General features: G+C 72.3%; 14 protein-coding genes. 9 read left to right on the top strand and 5 right to left on the bottom strand.

Annotated features, from left to right (window positions below; all coding sequences use genetic code 11):
* The 5 genes from IEX69_RS04910 (at window position 1) to IEX69_RS04890 (ending at window position 6,153) form a co-directional block, all read left to right on the top strand.
* Window positions 1–1,080 (top strand): acetamidase/formamidase family protein, encoded by a 1,080-nt coding sequence (locus IEX69_RS04910; protein ID WP_085019980.1) that lies wholly within the window; start codon window positions 1–3, stop codon window positions 1,078–1,080.
* Window positions 1,073–2,644, top strand: a complete 1,572-nt coding sequence (locus IEX69_RS04905; RefSeq protein ID WP_085019979.1) for an AtzH-like domain-containing protein — start codon at window positions 1,073–1,075, stop codon at window positions 2,642–2,644. Before IEX69_RS04910 ends, IEX69_RS04905 begins: the two co-directional genes overlap by 8 nt.
* A 131-nt stretch (window positions 2,645–2,775) precedes the next feature.
* Window positions 2,776–3,993: a pyridoxal-phosphate-dependent aminotransferase family protein gene (locus IEX69_RS04900; protein WP_085019978.1), complete on the top strand. Its 1,218-nt coding sequence runs from the start codon at window positions 2,776–2,778 to the stop codon at window positions 3,991–3,993.
* Window positions 3,990–5,270, top strand: a complete 1,281-nt coding sequence (locus IEX69_RS04895; RefSeq protein WP_085019977.1) for an allantoate amidohydrolase — start codon at window positions 3,990–3,992, stop codon at window positions 5,268–5,270. Before IEX69_RS04900 ends, IEX69_RS04895 begins: the two co-directional genes overlap by 4 nt.
* Window positions 5,271–5,274: 4 nt before the next feature.
* Complete coding sequence (locus IEX69_RS04890; RefSeq protein ID WP_229756231.1) at window positions 5,275–6,153, top strand: MurR/RpiR family transcriptional regulator; 879 nt, start codon at window positions 5,275–5,277, stop codon at window positions 6,151–6,153.
* A gap of 112 nt (window positions 6,154–6,265) precedes the next feature.
* Here IEX69_RS04890 and IEX69_RS04885 read toward each other — a convergent pair whose 3' ends face one another.
* A complete protein-coding gene (locus IEX69_RS04885) occupies window positions 6,266–6,913 on the bottom strand; it encodes an NADPH-dependent F420 reductase (protein ID WP_085021484.1) in 648 nt (215 codons plus the stop codon).
* A gap of 78 nt (window positions 6,914–6,991) precedes the next feature.
* Complete coding sequence (locus IEX69_RS04880) at window positions 6,992–7,615, bottom strand: nucleotidyltransferase family protein (RefSeq protein ID WP_085019975.1); 624 nt, start codon at window positions 7,613–7,615, stop codon at window positions 6,992–6,994.
* 22 nt (window positions 7,616–7,637) lie between these two features.
* Between IEX69_RS04880 and uraD the strand changes: the two genes are divergently transcribed.
* Both uraD and uraH read left to right on the top strand, forming a co-directional pair.
* Window positions 7,638–8,180 carry a 2-oxo-4-hydroxy-4-carboxy-5-ureidoimidazoline decarboxylase gene (uraD, locus tag IEX69_RS04875; protein WP_085019974.1) on the top strand — a complete coding sequence of 181 codons (543 nt, stop codon included), beginning with the start codon at window positions 7,638–7,640 and terminating at the stop codon, window positions 8,178–8,180.
* Window positions 8,177–8,521, top strand: a complete 345-nt coding sequence (gene uraH, locus IEX69_RS04870) for a hydroxyisourate hydrolase (RefSeq protein ID WP_085019973.1) — start codon at window positions 8,177–8,179, stop codon at window positions 8,519–8,521. The genes uraD and uraH overlap by 4 nt, the downstream gene beginning before the upstream one ends.
* 65 nt (window positions 8,522–8,586) lie before the next feature.
* On the opposite strand, the gene pucL is transcribed toward uraH, so the two are convergent.
* The 3 genes from pucL to IEX69_RS04855 all read right to left on the bottom strand — a co-directional run bounded on the left by pucL (window position 8,587) and on the right by IEX69_RS04855 (window position 12,428).
* Window positions 8,587–9,510 carry a factor-independent urate hydroxylase gene (gene pucL / locus IEX69_RS04865; RefSeq protein ID WP_085019972.1) on the bottom strand — a complete coding sequence of 308 codons (924 nt, stop codon included), beginning with the start codon at window positions 9,508–9,510 and terminating at the stop codon, window positions 8,587–8,589.
* Window positions 9,511–9,635: 125 nt separating this feature from the next.
* The gene (gene allB / locus IEX69_RS04860; RefSeq protein WP_085019971.1) at window positions 9,636–11,021 is read right to left on the bottom strand and encodes an allantoinase AllB; all 1,386 of its coding nucleotides are present in this window, start codon (window positions 11,019–11,021) and stop codon (window positions 9,636–9,638) included.
* 9 nt (window positions 11,022–11,030) lie between these two features.
* Complete coding sequence (locus IEX69_RS04855; protein ID WP_188760935.1) at window positions 11,031–12,428, bottom strand: NHL repeat-containing protein; 1,398 nt, start codon at window positions 12,426–12,428, stop codon at window positions 11,031–11,033.
* Between the two features lie 63 nt (window positions 12,429–12,491).
* Between IEX69_RS04855 and IEX69_RS04850 the strand changes: the two genes are divergently transcribed.
* The gene (locus IEX69_RS04850) at window positions 12,492–13,544 is read left to right on the top strand and encodes a methylenetetrahydrofolate reductase C-terminal domain-containing protein (RefSeq protein ID WP_085019969.1); all 1,053 of its coding nucleotides are present in this window, start codon (window positions 12,492–12,494) and stop codon (window positions 13,542–13,544) included.
* Window positions 13,545–13,599: 55 nt separating this feature from the next.
* Window positions 13,600–15,321, top strand: coding sequence for an alpha-keto acid decarboxylase family protein (locus tag IEX69_RS04845; RefSeq protein WP_085019968.1), 1,722 nt, complete (start codon window positions 13,600–13,602; stop codon window positions 15,319–15,321).

Below are 15,321 nucleotides of genomic sequence, written 5' to 3'. Positions count from 1 at the left end.
ATGACCCACCCCACCGTGCTGCAGCCCGGATCAGGGCCGATCCGCGCCGCCGAGTACCTCCCCGCGACCGCCGGGCACGTCCTCTGGGGCCGGCTGCCCAGCGCATCCGACAGCCCTGTGCTCACGATCGACCCGGGCACCGACGTGACGATCGACACGATCAGTCATGAGGGCGTCATGGAGGACCAGGGCCGCGATCCGCTCGCGTACTTCCGCTCGAAGGGCGTCGACGGCGACGGCGTGCTGCAGGATGCGATCGCGCTGGCGGCGTCCGACTACCCGCGCGATCCCGCGCACGACGGCCCGCACGTCGTGACGGGCCCGATCGCGGTGCGCGGGGCGCGCCCGGGCGATCTGCTCAAGATGACCGTGCTCGAGACCTCGCTGCGTGTGCCCTACGGCGTCATCACGAACCGCCACGGCAAGGGTGCGCTCCCCGGGGAGTTCCCGGAGGGTCCCGACAACGTGAGCGTCTTCGCCTCGGCGATCGAGGACGGCCGGTTCGGCACGTTCCCCATCGCCCCCGGCAGCGACCGGTCGGTGCGGTTCCCGCTCGCGCCGTTCCTCGGCATCATGGGTGTCGCGACCGAGTCGCCGCTACGTCCACACTCCGTCCCGCCGGCCGAGTACGGCGGCAACATCGACATCAAGCTCCTCACCGTCGGCTCGTCCCTCTACCTCCCGGTCCAGGTGCCGGACGCGCTGGCCTACGTCGGCGACCCGCACTTCGCGCAGGGCGACGGCGAGGTGGCGCTCACGGCGATGGAGGCCTCGCTGCGGGTGACGGTCCGCTTCGACCTGCTGTCGCAGTCGGACGCGCTCGCCGAGTTCGGCGCGGTGGCGGGGCCGCTCGCCGAGACGAGCGAGTTCCTCGTGCCCACCGGGCTCGACGAGGACCTCGACGTCGCCGTGGCGAACTGCGTCCGAGCGTCGATCGCACTGCTCGAGGCGCGCTGGGGTCTCGACCGCGCGCACGCGCTGGCGTACCTCTCCGCGGCGACGGACTTCGACATCTCCCAGGTGGTCGACATCGTCAAGGGCGTGCACGCCCGCATCCGGAAGGCGGACTTCGATGTCTGAGCAGCGCGCACAGTCGGACCGCGTCGTGCCCGTCGTCGAGGGTGAGCTCCCGGAGGGTCTCGTCGAGGCGTTCTGGGAGTACGAGGACGCCCTCATGGCGAACGACACGGAGGCGCTCGATCGGCTGTTCGCACCGGGCGACTCGACGATGCGGACCGACGCGTCGGGGCTCCTGGTCGGGCACGAGCGCATCGGCGCGTTCCGCCGGATGCGGGGCGGGACGCCGGCCCGCACGATCGCCGAGGTGCGGATCCGGGTGGTGTCGCCGGCGGCGGCGCTGATCGTCTCGATCAGCCGCGCGGCCAAGGGCGGTACGGGTGTGCAGACGCAGCTCTGGGAGCGCCTGTCCGACCAGGGCTGGGCGATCACCGGCGCTCACGTGCAGGCCGCGCCGCCGCCCTTCGACCGGAGCGTCTGGCGGGCCGTGGGAGATCCGCTCGCCGCGCCGACCGCATCCGGGCCGCTCGACGGGATGACGGTCGCCGTGAAGGACCTCTTCGCGGTCGGCGGCTTCGCGGTCGGTGCGGGCATCCCCGACTACCTCGCGGAGTCGCCGGTCGAGGAGGCCGACGCGGATGCGGTCGCGGCCCTGCGCGCTGCGGGGGCGGCCGTGCTCGGCATCGCCCGCACCGACGAGTTCGCCTACAGCGTCGCCGGACGCAACGTCCACTACGGCACCCCGCCCAACCCCGCGGTGCCCGGGGCGATCCCCGGGGGGTCCTCGAGCGGACCCGCGTCGGCGGTCGCGCTCGGACAGGCCACGATCGGACTCGCCACCGACACCGCGGGCTCGATCCGCGTGCCCGCTTCGTATCAGGGCCTGTGGGGGCTCCGCACCACGCACGGGGCAGTCAGCGCGGAGGGGCTCGTGCCCCTGGCGCCGTCGTTCGACACGATCGGATGGCTGACCCGCTCGGCGGCGACGCTCGAGGCCGCCGCGGTCGCGTCGCTCGATCCCGCGATGCAGGCCGTCGCCCCGGAGACGTTCGTCGTGTCCAGCGATCTGGTCGAGAGCTGCACTCCGGAGGTGCGGGCCGCCTTCGACGGCTTCATCGCGGATCTCGGCGGGGTGGAGGTCGTCGACCTGGGCGACCTCGACGAGATGTTCACGACCTTCCGCACGGTGCAGGGCGCCGAGGCGTGGGCTGCCGACGGGGCGTGGATCTCCGCGCACCCCGGCGTGCTCGGACCGGACGTGGCCGAGCGGTTCGAGATCGCCTCGCGGACCAGCGCCGCCGAGGCGGACGCCGCTCGGGCCCGCCTCGTCGAGCTTCGCGGGCGGCTCGACGCCGTGCTCGACGGCCGCGTGCTGCTGCTGCCGAGCACATCGTCCACGGCGCCCGGGCTCGACGCCTCGCCCGAGGAGATCGCCGCCGTGCGCGCGGGCACGCTCCGGATGACCGCCGTCGCGGGAGTGGGCGGGTACCCGGCGGTCTCGGCGCCGGTGCTGTCGGCTCCGTCGGCCGTGCTCTCGGGCCGCCTCGCTCCGCTCGGCCTGTGCCTCGTCGGCCCGCGCTACACCGACCTCTCCCTGATCGCCCTCGCGTCGTCGTTCACCGCCTGAGCCGGGGCACGCGCACGAAACACGGGTGAAACACCGGTTTCGTACGATGGGGGTCACGAAACAGTGCTCTCACGTCGAGACAGGAGCCTCCCATCAGCACGCTGCCGATCAACCCGCCGCCTCGCCTCCTGATGGGCCCCGGCCCGATCAACGCCGACCCGCGCGTGCTGCGCGCGATGTCCGCCCAGCTGGTGGGTCAGTACGACCCGGCGATGACCGGGTACATGAACGAGACGATGGAGCTCTACCGCCAGGTCTTCAAGACGCGCAACCGGCAGACGCTCCTCGTCGACGGCACGTCGCGGGCGGGCATCGAGGCGGCGATCGTCAGCCTGGTCAGCCCCGGAGACCGCGTGCTCGTGCCGATCTTCGGCCGCTTCGGTCATCTGCTGCGTGAGATCGCCGAGCGCGCCGGCGCCGAGGTGCACGTGATCGAGAAGGAGTGGGGCCAGGTCTTCACCGAGGCCGAGATCGCGTCGGCGCTCCGGAGCGTCCAGCCTAAGCTCCTCGCGGTCGTGCACGGCGACACCAGCACGACGGTGGCGCAGCCGCTCGAGGGCCTCGGCGAGCTGTGCGCGAAGCACGGCGTGCTGTTCTACACCGACGTCACCGCCAGTCTCGGCGGCAACCCGTTCGACACGGATGCGCTGGGTCTCGACGCCGTCACGGCCGGGCTCCAGAAGTGCCTCGGCGGGCCGTCCGGATCCGCGCCCGCGACGTTCTCGCCCCGCGCCGTCGAGGTCATCGACTCGCGGAAGAGCATCGAAGCGGGCATCGCGTCGAGCGCCGACGAGGTGCACGCCACCCGCATCCGCTCGAACTACCTCGACCTCGCGATGATCTTCGACTACTGGGGCGAGAAGCGCCTCAACCATCACACCGAGGCGACGAGCATGCTGTACGGCGCGCGCGAATGCGCCCGCCTGCTGGTGGAGGAGGGCGTCGACGCCGCGGTCGAGAGGCACCGCGTGCACGGCGCGGCGATGCTGGCCGGCGTGCAGGGCCTCGGTCTGGCCACGTTCGGCGACCTCTCGCACAAGATGAACAACGTCGTCGCGGTGGTGATCCCCGACGGCGTGAACGGGGACGCGGTCCGCGGCGAGCTGCTGGAGGACTTCGGCATCGAGATCGGAACCTCGTTCGGACCGCTGCACGGCAAGGTCTGGCGCATCGGCACCATGGGCTACAACGCCCGCAAGGATGCGGTGCTCACCACGCTCGCCGCCCTCGAGACGGTGCTGCGCCGACAGGGCGCGGCCGTGGTCCCGGGCGGGGGAGTGGATGCGGCGTACCAGGCGTACGCGTCCTCGGTCGTGGACACGTCGGCAGACGAGGGGAGCGCGGCATGAGCGTCCTGGCCTCGACGAGCGCCGCGGAGATCCTCGAGCGCTGCGATCGGCTCGCCACGTTCTCCTCGCTTCCGGATGGGCTGATCCAGCGGGTCTATCTCTCGAAGGAGCATCGCGAGGTCAACGACCTCGTCGCGGAGTGGATGCGTCAGGCGGGCATGCGCACCTGGCAGGATGCGGCGGGCAACCTCTGCGGCCGGCTCGAGGGCCGCGAGCAGGGTCTGCCCGCACTGCTGCTCGGCTCGCACCTCGACACCGTCCCGTCCGCGGGGAGGTACGACGGGATCCTCGGCGTCCTGTCGGCCATCGCGGTGGTCGAGCGCATCCATGCGTCCGGTCGAGAGCTGCCGTTCGCGCTCGAGGTCGTGGCGTTCGCCGACGAGGAGGGCACCCGCTTCGGCCGCGCCCTGCTCGGCAGCCGCGCGCTCGCGGGCACCTGGGAGGACGAGTGGTGGGCGCTCGAGGACGAGCACGGCGTCTCGCTGCGCCAGGCGTACCTCGACTTCGGTCTCGACCCCGAACGGATCGCCGACGCCGCCCGGCGCCCGGAGGAGCTCGTCGGGTACCTCGAGTCGCACATCGAGCAGGGGCCGTACCTGGAGGACGAGAACAAGGCGCTGGGCGTCGTGAGCTCGATCGCCGGCGCGCGCCGCTTCCTCATCACCATCCACGGGCGGGCCGGCCACTCGGGCACCCCGTACGAGCGGCGACGCGACGCGCTCGCCGGCGCCTCCGACGCGATCCTCGCGATCGAGCGGATCGCCCGCTCCGCGCAGCTCATCGCCACGGTCGGGCACCTCGAGGTGTGGCCGGATGCGGTCAACGTGATCCCGGGGCGCGTCGAGTTCAGCCTCGACCTCCGGGGTGAGTACGACTCGGAGCGCGATCGCATCTGGGACGTCATCCAGGACATGCTGAGCGACATCTGCCGCCAGCGCCGGCTGCGCTGGGAGAGCGTGCAGACGCACTCGGCGCCCGCCGCATCCTGCAGCCCGAGGCTCAAGGGCGTGATCTCCGCCGGGATCAAGGCGACGGGGGACCACCGTCCGATGTCGCTGTTCTCGAAGGCGGGTCACGACGCCATGGCGGTCGCCGAGATCGCGGAGATCGGGATGATGTTCATCCGCTGCGAGGGCGGCGTCAGCCATCATCCCGACGAGCACGTCACGGAGGACGACGTCGCCAAGGCGCTCGACGCGTTCGAGGCGGCGGTGCTCGCCGTGGTGGACGACACCCCGGAGCCGCTCGCTCCGGTGTCGCCGACGCCGGTCGGGTAGTCCCATGAGCACCACGGTCGGGCGGTCAGGGGCGACGCCGTCGCGTCCGCCGATGAGCATCGGGCAGCGGATCGACCGCTCCTACGGCGACCTCTCGCCGCAGGAGCAGCGGGCCGCCGACTTCATCCTCGACCACCTCGGCGATCTCGCGATCTACTCCGGCACCGAGCTGGCCCAGCGCAGCGGCGTCTCGAAGGCCACGGTGTCGAGGCTCTTCCGCCGGCTCGGCTTCGAGAACGCGCAGGAGGTGCGGGAGCACGCCCGCGCGCTGCGATCGTCCGGTGTGCCGGTGGGCGGCGTCGTGCCCGGCGCCTCGGCCGATCTCGCCGCGCACCTCGTGCGCGAGGTGGAGAACCTCCGGCGGATGCTCGACTCGCTCCCCGCGGGCCGGCTCGAGCAGGTCGCGACGCTGCTCGCCCGCGCCCGCACGGTGACGATCATCGGCCAGCGCAACGGCTTCCCGCTCGCGCTGCACCTCCGTGAGCAGCTGGCGCAGGGCCGGGGGCACGTGCACGTCGCTCCGCTGCCCGGCCAGACCGTGTCGGAGGAGATCGCAGAGCTCGACGCCCGCGACGCGGTCGTGCTCTTCGGGTTCCGCCGACGTGCGGCGGGCTTCGGGCGGATGCTCGACGGCATCGCCTCCCGGGGCGTCCCGATCGTGCTCATCGCCGACGCCTCCGCGCGCCGGTACGCCGACGGCGTCACGACGTGGATCGAGTGCCCTATCGACAGCGTCTCGGCGCTCGACAGCTATGCGTCCGCGATGAGCCTGGTGAACGTCCTCGCGTCGTCGGCGCTCGCGCTGCGCACCCGCGAGTCGCGCACGCGCATCGCGACGATCACGACCCTCTACGACCGCCTAGGCGAGCTCGACCCGAGCTGAAGCGTGCGCGTCCCGCGCCGTCCGTGGGCCCCGGCTTTGTCCAGGTTTCCGTCGCCTTTTCACGAAAGAGCGACGGAAACCTGGACAAAGCCCGCCCGAGTGGGGGCGTGGGCTACATGTCGGCGTAGCGGACGGCGGCGGCGAGGCGCTCGACGGCCTCGGGAGCCGTCATGCGGGTCACGTAGGCGGGCTCGTCGCGCTGGAAGCGCCATCCCTCAGCGAGAGGGCCCGCGTCGACGACGTCGAACCCGAACTCCTCGATCAGGGCGGAGACCGTGGCCTTCGCCGTCTCGTCGTCACCGGCGATGATGAGCGCGCGGCGATCGGGGGTGCCCGGTGCACTGCCGTCGGTGGTGAGGTCGGCCGCCATGATGTTGTTGAACGCCTTCACGACGGTCGAGGTCGGCAGGTGCGCCTGCAGCAGCTCCGCGGTCGTGGTGGTCTCGTCGTCGAGCTCGGCGATCTGCCCGTCGCGCTGCGGGTAGTAGTTGTTCGTGTCGATGACGACCTTGCCGGCCAGGGGCTCGACCGGCACCTGGGCGTAGTTCCTCAGCGGGATGGTGACGACGACCAGGTCGCCCGCTTCACCCGCTTCGGCGGCGGTCGCCGCGCGGGCGGTCGGTCCGAGCTCGGCGATGAGGTCGGAGAGGGTCTCGGGGCCGCGGGAGTTGCTGATCACGGCGTCGTAGCCGTGTCGGACGGCGAGCCGAGCGAGCTGCCCTCCGATGTTGCCTGCGCCGATGATCCCCATGGTCTTCACGTCTGCGATGGTCATGTCGTCGTCAACGCGCGAGGGACACGAGCGCATTCCGGCGCCGTCGTGATCCGGAGGTGCCGCTCAGTCGAGCGGAAGCCTGTCCGGCACGTCACGGTCGTCGTCCCCGCCGAGCCCCGTGCAGTCGACCTCCAGCACGTCGTGCGCGACGAGGTAGGGGCGTGCGCCGACGTCGCCGTCGAGCGAGTCGACGAGCGCGGGGAGATGCGTCGCTCCGATGAGCACCGGGTGCCCGGGTCGCCCGTCGTACACGGCCTGTCGCAGCGCATCCTCGCTCGGCGGATGCGGCGTGCCGATCACACGCTCGACCGCACTCGGTTGGAGGGCGGGGAGGTCGACGAGGGTGACCACGACGGCGACCGGGTCGACACGCGCGGCCTCCGTGAGCCCGGCGCGCAGCGACTCGCCGATGCCACGGGCCCAGTGCTCGGTCTCCACCACCCGGACCGGGGACTCGCCATCCTCCTCCGTGTCGTCGCCGAGGCCCGTCTCGCGGAGCAGCGCACCCGCCTCGACGGCCGACGCGCCGAGCACGACGACCACCTCGTCGCATCCGCCGCTCCTCAGCACGTCGATCGCGCGGGCGAGCCACGGCACGCCGTCGTCGCCCACGACGAGCGCCTTGGGTCCTCCGTAGCGGCTCCCGGAGCCCGCGGCCAGCACGAGCCCGACGATCGTGTCGGTCATGCCCTCATCGTAAGCTGGACGAATGGCGGATGCGGTGAGCGGACAGTCGAACGATGAGCTCCGCGAGGCCCTGCTGTCGTGTCTGGGCGTCCAGCGCTTCGCGGACGACGTCGTGGCCGCGGGTCCCTACTCCGACAACGCGGCGCTGCTCGCGGCGGCCGACGACGTCGCCGCCTCCCTCACCCCGGCCGAGGTCGATGCCGCCCTCGCCCACCATCCGCGCATCGGCGAGCGGGCTCAGGGGGAGGGGCAGGCGCAGCGCTTCTCGCGCAGCGAGCAGTCGACCGCCGACGCCTCGGACGAGCACCTCGCGGCCGCGATCGCCGACGGCAACCGAGCCTACGAGGCGCGGTTCGACCGCGTGTTCCTCATCCGCGCCGCCGGTCGTTCGCGCGCCGAGATCCTGTCCGAGTTGCAGCGACGTCTCGAGCTCGACGATGCGACCGAGGCGGCGACGGTGGCCTCGGAGCTCCACGACATCACGATGCTGCGGCTCGCGTCGCTCTACCCCGTCTCGGCGGAGGCCGTCCCCGCCACCCCCGCCCCGAGTCCGGAGGACCGATGACCGACCGCAGCCACGTCACCTCGCACGTCCTCGACTCGGTGATCGGCCGTCCCGCGGCGGGCGTGCCGATCATCCTCGAGCACGATGAGCTCGGCAACTGGCACATGATCGGGTCGGCGGTGACGGATGCGGATGGGCGCGTCAACCAGCTCGGTCCGGCACGCCTGGAGCCCGGCCGCTACCGCGTCACCTTCGACACCGCGACCTACTTCGCCGAGCAGGAGGTGCGCCCGTTCTACCCCGAGGTGCACGTGGTGTTCGAGCTGATGGATGCGGACCAGCACTACCACATCCCGCTCCTGCTGAGCCCCTTCGCCTACAGCACCTACCGCGGCAGCTGACGCGCGTCGACCCCGGAACGCGCGTCGACCGGGGACGCGGGACGACGCAACCGACAGGCCGGTGATCAGGCGAAGCCGGCGCCGGGGGTCCAGGCGGAGCCCGCGTCGGGGGCGTCGTCGCGGAGGACCGAGGCCTGGATGAGGCCGTAGGGGCGGTCGTCGGCGTGGAAGACCTCGCCGGGGTTGTCGACCCCGAAGCGCGAGAGGTCGTAGAGGAAGTGGTGCTTGTTCGGCGCCGAGAGGCGCACCTCCGCGAGCACGTCGTAGCGCTCGAGCACCGCCTTGCCCATCTCGAACAGCGTCTGCTGCAGCGCCAGCGACTGCAGCGTCGCGAACACCTCGACCATGGTCTGCTTCACCCCGGCGTAGAGGCCCTCCCAGTCGAGGTCCGCCCAGTCGGCGGGATCGGTGGAGGCGAACCTCCACCGCGCCACGAGCGACGTCGCCATGATGCGGTCGCTGGTGGGCTCGAGCACGGTGTACGGGTCGGTGAGGAAGCCGTGGAACTCGCTGCCGGTGGTCTTCAGGATCGTGAGGTCCTTCAGGCCGCCCACCAGCCACACGCGTTGCGCATCGCCCTTGCCCTCGACGGTGATCGCGGCGGTGCGTACCTCCTGGCCACGGCGGACGAAGGTGTGGTCGTGCTCCGCGCCGTCGACCGTGACCCGCTCCCAGGCGTACTCCTCGATCTCGACGCGGGCGCCATCGACGGGGACGACGTCGTCGACGAAGTGCGTGGCCAGGGTGATGCCGTACGGCTCGATCGAGGTGAGGCCCTTCTCCTTCGCGTAGGAGTAGGCGGTCTGCTTCTGCGTGTCGGTGGGGAGCACCGAGCCCTGATCGCCGGCGAGGTGCGCGGCCGCGAAGTCGCCGCGGAGGGACGTCGACACGTTCACGTCGTGGATCTCGTGCCGCGGGCTGTCGCGGTAGATGCGCACCACGCGGTTCTCGGCCTTGCCGTACTGATTCGGTCCGAGGACGATCGCCATGCGGTCCACCTTTCCTCCGCTGAGGGGACGCGGGCGTGCGCGCCGCATCCGCGACCCCAGTCTCTCGTCGGTGCCGGCCCGACGCCGCCCGAGGGAGCGGCGGCCCGCACGAATTTACGTGCTGTTTACAGCCCGTGCCGGTCGCCGGTCCGCTCGAGCAGACGCCCCGAGGGCGCCGCGAAGACGGCGTCGCCCGCCGGAGCGAGCGAGTAGACGGGAGCGCCGGCGAGCCATGTCGTGTGCACGACGCCGTGCAGCTCGCGGCCGTCGAACGCGCTCACCTTGTTGCGGTGCTCGAGCTCGGACGCGTGGACGGTGAAGGACTCCTCGGGGGCGAAGGCGACGAGGTCGGCGGCGGCCCCGGGCTCGATCGAGCCCTTCGAACCCGTCAGACCCGTCAGCGCCGCGGGACCCTCGCACATCCATCCGATGACCCGTTCGAGCGGGATGCCGCGATCGCGGGCGGCCGTCCACACGGCGGGCAGTGACACCTGCAGCCCTGAGATGCCGCCCCATGCCTCCAGGAAGTCGCCGCCGGACGAGAACTTGAGCTCGGCGGTGGAGGGGGAGTGATCGGAGGCGACGAGGTCGATGGTGCCGTCGACCAGCGCCTCCCAGAGCAGGTCGCGGTTGCCCTCGTCGCGGATGGGCGGGCAGCACTTGAACTGGGTGGCGCCGTCGGGGATCTCGCCCGCGGCGAAGCTGAGGTAGTGCGGGCAGGTCTCGACCGTGATCGGCAGGCCCTCGGCCTTCGCCGCGCGGATCTGGTCGAGGGCGCGCGCACTGGAGAGGTGGAGCACATGCGCCCGCGCGCCGCTGCGGCGGACACCGGCGATCACGTGGGCGATCGCGTCCTCCTCGGCCAGATCGGGGCGGCTCGCGACGAAGTCGAGGTAGTGGGTGCTGCTCTCGGAGGCGCCGCTGCGGTCGAGCACGTCGGGATCCTCCGCGTGCACGATCAGGAGCCCGCCGAAGCCGGCGATCTCGTCGAGGGCAGCGTTCAGCTGATCCGTCGTCAGGTGCGGGAACTCGTCGACCCCCGAGGGCGAGAGGAACGCCTTGAAGCCGAACACGCCGCGCTCCCACAGCGGCCGGAGCGAGCCCAGGCTCGACGGGATCGCGCCGCCCCAGAACCCCACGTCGACGCTCGCCTGCGGCTCGGCCGCCGCGCGCTTGACGTCGAGACCCTCGACCGTCGTCGTGGGCGGGATGCTGTTCAGCGGCATGTCGACGATGGTGGTGACCCCGCCGGCGGCGGCGGCGCGGGTGCCGGTGGTGAAGCCCTCCCACTCGGTGCGGCCGGGCTCGTTGACGTGCACGTGCGAATCCACCACGCCGGGCATGAGCACCTGTCCCTCCGGCAGGACCACCTCGACGTGGGCCGGGATCTCCTCCTCGTACTCGGCGAGGAGCACGACGATCCCGTCGCGCACGGCGACGGCCGCCTCACGCCACCGGCCCTCGGTGAAGACGGCGCGGGAACGGACGACGAGGTCGAAGGGTGCGGTCATGCCGACAGCCTAGAGGCGGCGGCCGACCCTGCTCGCCGCGAGGAGCGCGAGGCCCGCCCCGAGGAGGCAGAGCACGAGGACCGCGGCGAGCGGGCCATCCGACCGGGTCGGGGAGCCGGAGGCGGCGAGCCCGGTGGCCGCCAGGGCGGGTGCGACGGTCGAGGTCCCGGAGGGTCCCGTCCTCGGGTCGGCGCCCGCCGGGGGAGAGTCGACGACGCCGGGGGGAGCGCCGGGGTCGGAGCCCGGCTCCGCGCCGCCCAGACCCGCCGGCAGCAGTCCGAGCAGCTGCTCGGGCTGGTCGGGAAGCCGGTCGAGGAAGACGGCGGCCTTCGTCGTGGAGTCGCCCTTCGCATCCAGCGTGTAGGCGATGACCTGCTGCGCGACCCGGCTGGCCACGTACAACCGGCCGTCCGCACCGAAGGCCAGGCCCGACGGATGGTCGAGCTCGAGGTGATCGACCTTCCCCGAGACCACGGTGTGCGTCGTCCCGCTCGAGAGGTCGACGCTCGTCACGTCGTCGGTGCCCTCGCTCGTGACGTACAGGCGTCCGTCGTGGAGGGCGAGCCCGACGGGGCTCCCGAGACCGTCGCGGGAGGCGGTGAGCACGTCGCCGAGGAACTCCCCGGTCACGGCGTCATAGCTCCGCACAGCCTGGGCTCCGTTGTCGGCCACGTACAGCGTCGCGTCGTCCGTCCCAGCATCACCGGATGCGACGATCAGGATGCCGCGCGGCGCCACGAGCCCGCCGTCCTTCGCGGGCACGTCGGCGGACGACGGGACGAGCGTGCCCGGCGGCAGGTCCGCATCCGGATGCTGTGACGACCACCACGGGGCACCGCCCGAGGCCGGATCGGGCTGCCCGTCCGCGGTGAGGAGGGTCACGACCTGGGAGTCCTGGCTCGAGACCGCGATGTCGCCGGAGGGCAGGGTCGCGAGCCCGTACGGATGCGCCAGCCCCGCTCCGGCGGTGGTCCCCGAGGCGAGGATGCCGTCGGGCGGGACGATCGGACGGATGCCGTCGGCGTCGGTGGGGCCGTACTGGAGGACGGTGCTGTCGTCCTCGGTCGCGTTGGCCACGAGGAGGGCGCCCGACGGGGTGACCGCCATGCCCCTCAGTTCGGCGAGGACGGGGTCCGAAGGGCCGGACGCGAGGACGGCCGGTTGGACCAAGACGCCCGTGCTGTCGTAGCCGTACACCTGGTTCACGCCCGAGCCGGCCGCGCCGCCGTGGAAGGAGAGGTACCACGCGGCGGTCGGGGTGGACGTGGAGGCGCTCGCGGTGGTCACGGTGGGGCTCGAAGCGAGCAGCGCCGCGGAGGCGAGGGCCGCGAAGAGGGGCGCGGCACCACGCCGTAAGACAGGACGGAACGCACGACCTCGTCCGCCCCGCGCCTGCACTGTCCGCATGGGCCGAGCATAGGGGCGCGGGGGCGAAACGTGGTGGACACATCCGCTGGCTAGCATGACCGCATGGTCGGTCCGGCTGTGCAGGAGGCATGCCCGAAGCGCATGGAGTACGGCCCCTGTGGCGGCGTCGAGCTCGACGGTCGCTGCGAGGTCGCCGTGCACCCCTGCGTCTTCCTCGACGAGCCGACCGTCCGGTGGCACGGGGCGCCCGACGCCTCGGGAGGGGCCGACCTCGACGACCGCATCCCGTCGGCCCGGCGGATGCGTGATCTGCTCGCCACGCGACCCGTCGTGGTCGCCGACTTCCCCGCTCGAGCGCTCGACCGCGGGTCGCTCGAGCGCTGCGCCGACGTGCTCGCGGGACGCGTGGATGCGGTGCTCGCCGGCGACTCGGGCACGTCACGCGTGCAGTTCCCGCCCGCCTACCGTGCCCGCCTGATCCAGGACCGCGGTGTCGCGGTGTGGGCCGGGTTCAACAACCGCGACCGCAACCGCGTCGCCCTCGAGGGTGAACTGGCGGCGCTCGCGGACGCCGGTGTCGCCGCGGTGCACTGCGTCACCGGCGACCACACCCTCACCGGAGACCGTCCGGACGCGATGCCGGTCTTCGACCTCGACTCGACCCGCACCGCGGCGCTGGCGCGAGCGGCAGGGCACCTGGTGTCGGTCGGCGAGTCGCCGACGACCCCGCCCGTCGACCGCCGGGCGGCGCGGCTCGCCGAGAAGCTGCGCGCGGGCGCCGACGTCTGCTTCATCGACCACTGCGGCGGGGTGGAGCCGGTGCGCCGCTTCATCGGGGACGTACGCGGTGAGGGCGCCGATCCGGCGTTCGTCGTCTGCGTCCCGATGGTCGTCGATGCCGGGAGCGCGGCCCTGCTGCGGTCGTTCACGTCCCTCGTCCTCCCGGACGGCTTCCTCGATCGGATCCTGCACGCGCGCGACCCGCGGGCCGCCGGGCTCGACGCCGTGACCGAACTGTGCGAGGCTCTGCTCGCGGTGGACGGCGTCTCGGGCGTCGACCTCTCCGGCGGGCCGTCGCAGGGCGAGCCCGGGGCCGAGGAGTCGTTCGCCGAAGCGATGGGCAGCGTGGCCGACCGTCTCGGGCTCGTCGCATGACCGCACGCCGCGCGGCTCACGAGGGCGCCGGCGCCGACACGAAGGAATCGCAGCCATGACCGACACCATCACCGACGACCCCGCCTCCGCGACCGTCGTCCATCCGACCGTCACGGTCGGGCAGTACCTCGCCACACGTCTCGTGCAGCTCGGAGCGGATCACGTGTTCGGCCTCCCCGGCGACTTCAACCTGAGCCTCCTCGACCAGATGACCACGGTCGACGGCTTCACCTGGGTCGGATCCACGAACGAGCTCAATGCCGCCTACGCGGCCGACGGCTACGCGCGGCTCAAGCGGGGCATCGGCGCCCTCGTCACGACCTTCGGCGTGGGCGAGATGTCGGCGATCAACGGGGTGGCCGGCAGCTTCTCGGAGGACGTGCCCGTGGTGCAGATCACCGGCATGCCCTCGACGGTCGCCCGGGCGGCGGGTGCACACCTCCACCACACGCTCATCGACGGCGACTACGAGCACTTCGTGCGCGCGTATCGCGAGGTCACCGCCTCCGCGACGATCGTGCGCGCTCAGAGCGCCACGCGCGACATCGACTCCGCCCTCATGACGGCCCTCCGCGAATCGAAGCCCGTGTACCTCGCCATCCCGACGGACGTCGCCGTCGCCCCCGTGCACGCGGCGAACCTCCGCACCCCGCTCGTCGGGGCGACGAGCGACGCGGGCGAGCTGGCGCGCTTCCGGGAGGGCCTCCGCGCCGTGGTGACCCCGTCCGAACGGGTGACGCTCCTCGTCGGGCCGCAGGTGCACCGCACGTCGCTCGAGCCGGTCATCCGCGACATCGCCGACCACGACGGCGTCTACGTCGCGTCGCAGAACATGGCGAAGGCCGTGCTCGACGAGTCGCACCCGGCCAGCCTCGGCACGTACATGGGCGCCTTCACCCGCATCGACGAGGCGCGCGAGGCCGTGGACGGCGCCGAGCTCCTGGTGCTCGCCGGCACCGTGATGAGCGACTTCCTCACCGGCTTCTTCACCCAGGCGTTCGACGAGGACGCCGCGATCGAGCTGGGGCTCACATCCGCGCGGATCGCCGACACCACCTACTACGGCGTCCGCCTCTCCGACTCGCTGCGCGCCCTGCACGAGGTGCTGGGGGAGTCGCACCGGCCGGCGGTGACGCCGGTCGGGCATCCGCCGGTGCTCGTCGCCGACCCGCCCGCCCCCGACGCGGAGCTCGACCAGGACTTCTTCTGGGACAGCATCCAGGGCTGGCTGCAGCCCGACACCACCGTGATCGCGGATGCGGGCACCTCCTTCTACGGTGCGCTCGACCTCCTGCTGCCCGACGGATGCGCGCTGCTCGGCCAGCCCGTCTGGTCGGCGATCGGCTACACCGTGCCCGCGACGCTCGGTGCCGCCGTAGCCGATCCCTCGAAGCGCTGCGTGCTCTTCGTCGGTGACGGAGCGGCGCAGCTGACGATCCAGGAGCTCGCCACGATCCTCCACCGCGGTTACACGCCGATCGTGTTCCTGTTGAACAACGGCGGTTACACGGTCGAGCGCATGATCCAGAGCCCGGCGGCCGTGTACCAGGACATCACGCCCTGGGACTGGACGCTCATCCCCGCGGCGTTCGGCGCGCGCGACCTCGCGGTGACGGTGTCGGCGTCGACCCAGGCCGAGCTCGCGGAGGCGCTGGCGCTCGCGCACGCCACCACCGAGCGCGCTGTCTTCATCGAGGTGCACCTGCCCGAGCGGTCGTCGCCGCGACTGCTCACGATCCTCGCCGCGGCCGCCGCCGCCCAGAACGCGAAGCACTGA

Origin of the sequence: Cnuibacter physcomitrellae (genome assembly GCF_014640535.1) — a bacterium.
GTDB lineage: Bacteria > Actinomycetota > Actinomycetes > Actinomycetales > Microbacteriaceae > Cnuibacter > Cnuibacter physcomitrellae.
The sequence above is the reverse complement of the archived record's forward strand: the minus strand, read 5'-3'. Positions and strand labels throughout refer to the sequence as shown.

Bases quoted from the DNA above. Each gene is read 5' to 3' on its own strand.
- IEX69_RS04910 (WP_085019980.1), top strand. From the start codon at position 1: ATGACCCACCCCACCGTGCTGCAGCCCGGATCAGGGCCGATCCGCGCC.
- IEX69_RS04905 (WP_085019979.1), top strand. From the start codon at position 1,073: ATGTCTGAGCAGCGCGCACAGTCGGACCGCGTCGTGCCCGTCGTCGAG.
- IEX69_RS04900 (WP_085019978.1), top strand. From the start codon at position 2,776: ATGGGCCCCGGCCCGATCAACGCCGACCCGCGCGTGCTGCGCGCGATG.
- IEX69_RS04895 (WP_085019977.1), top strand. From the start codon at position 3,990: ATGAGCGTCCTGGCCTCGACGAGCGCCGCGGAGATCCTCGAGCGCTGC.
- IEX69_RS04890 (WP_229756231.1), top strand. From the start codon at position 5,275: ATGAGCACCACGGTCGGGCGGTCAGGGGCGACGCCGTCGCGTCCGCCG.
- IEX69_RS04880 (WP_085019975.1), bottom strand. From the start codon at position 7,615: ATGACCGACACGATCGTCGGGCTCGTGCTGGCCGCGGGCTCCGGGAGC.
- uraD (WP_085019974.1), top strand. From the start codon at position 7,638: ATGGCGGATGCGGTGAGCGGACAGTCGAACGATGAGCTCCGCGAGGCC.
- uraH (WP_085019973.1), top strand. From the start codon at position 8,177: ATGACCGACCGCAGCCACGTCACCTCGCACGTCCTCGACTCGGTGATC.
- pucL (WP_085019972.1), bottom strand. From the start codon at position 9,510: ATGGCGATCGTCCTCGGACCGAATCAGTACGGCAAGGCCGAGAACCGC.
- allB (WP_085019971.1), bottom strand. From the start codon at position 11,021: ATGACCGCACCCTTCGACCTCGTCGTCCGTTCCCGCGCCGTCTTCACC.
- IEX69_RS04855 (WP_188760935.1), bottom strand. From the start codon at position 12,428: ATGCGGACAGTGCAGGCGCGGGGCGGACGAGGTCGTGCGTTCCGTCCT.
- IEX69_RS04850 (WP_085019969.1), top strand. From the start codon at position 12,492: ATGGTCGGTCCGGCTGTGCAGGAGGCATGCCCGAAGCGCATGGAGTAC.
- IEX69_RS04845 (WP_085019968.1), top strand. From the start codon at position 13,600: ATGACCGACACCATCACCGACGACCCCGCCTCCGCGACCGTCGTCCAT.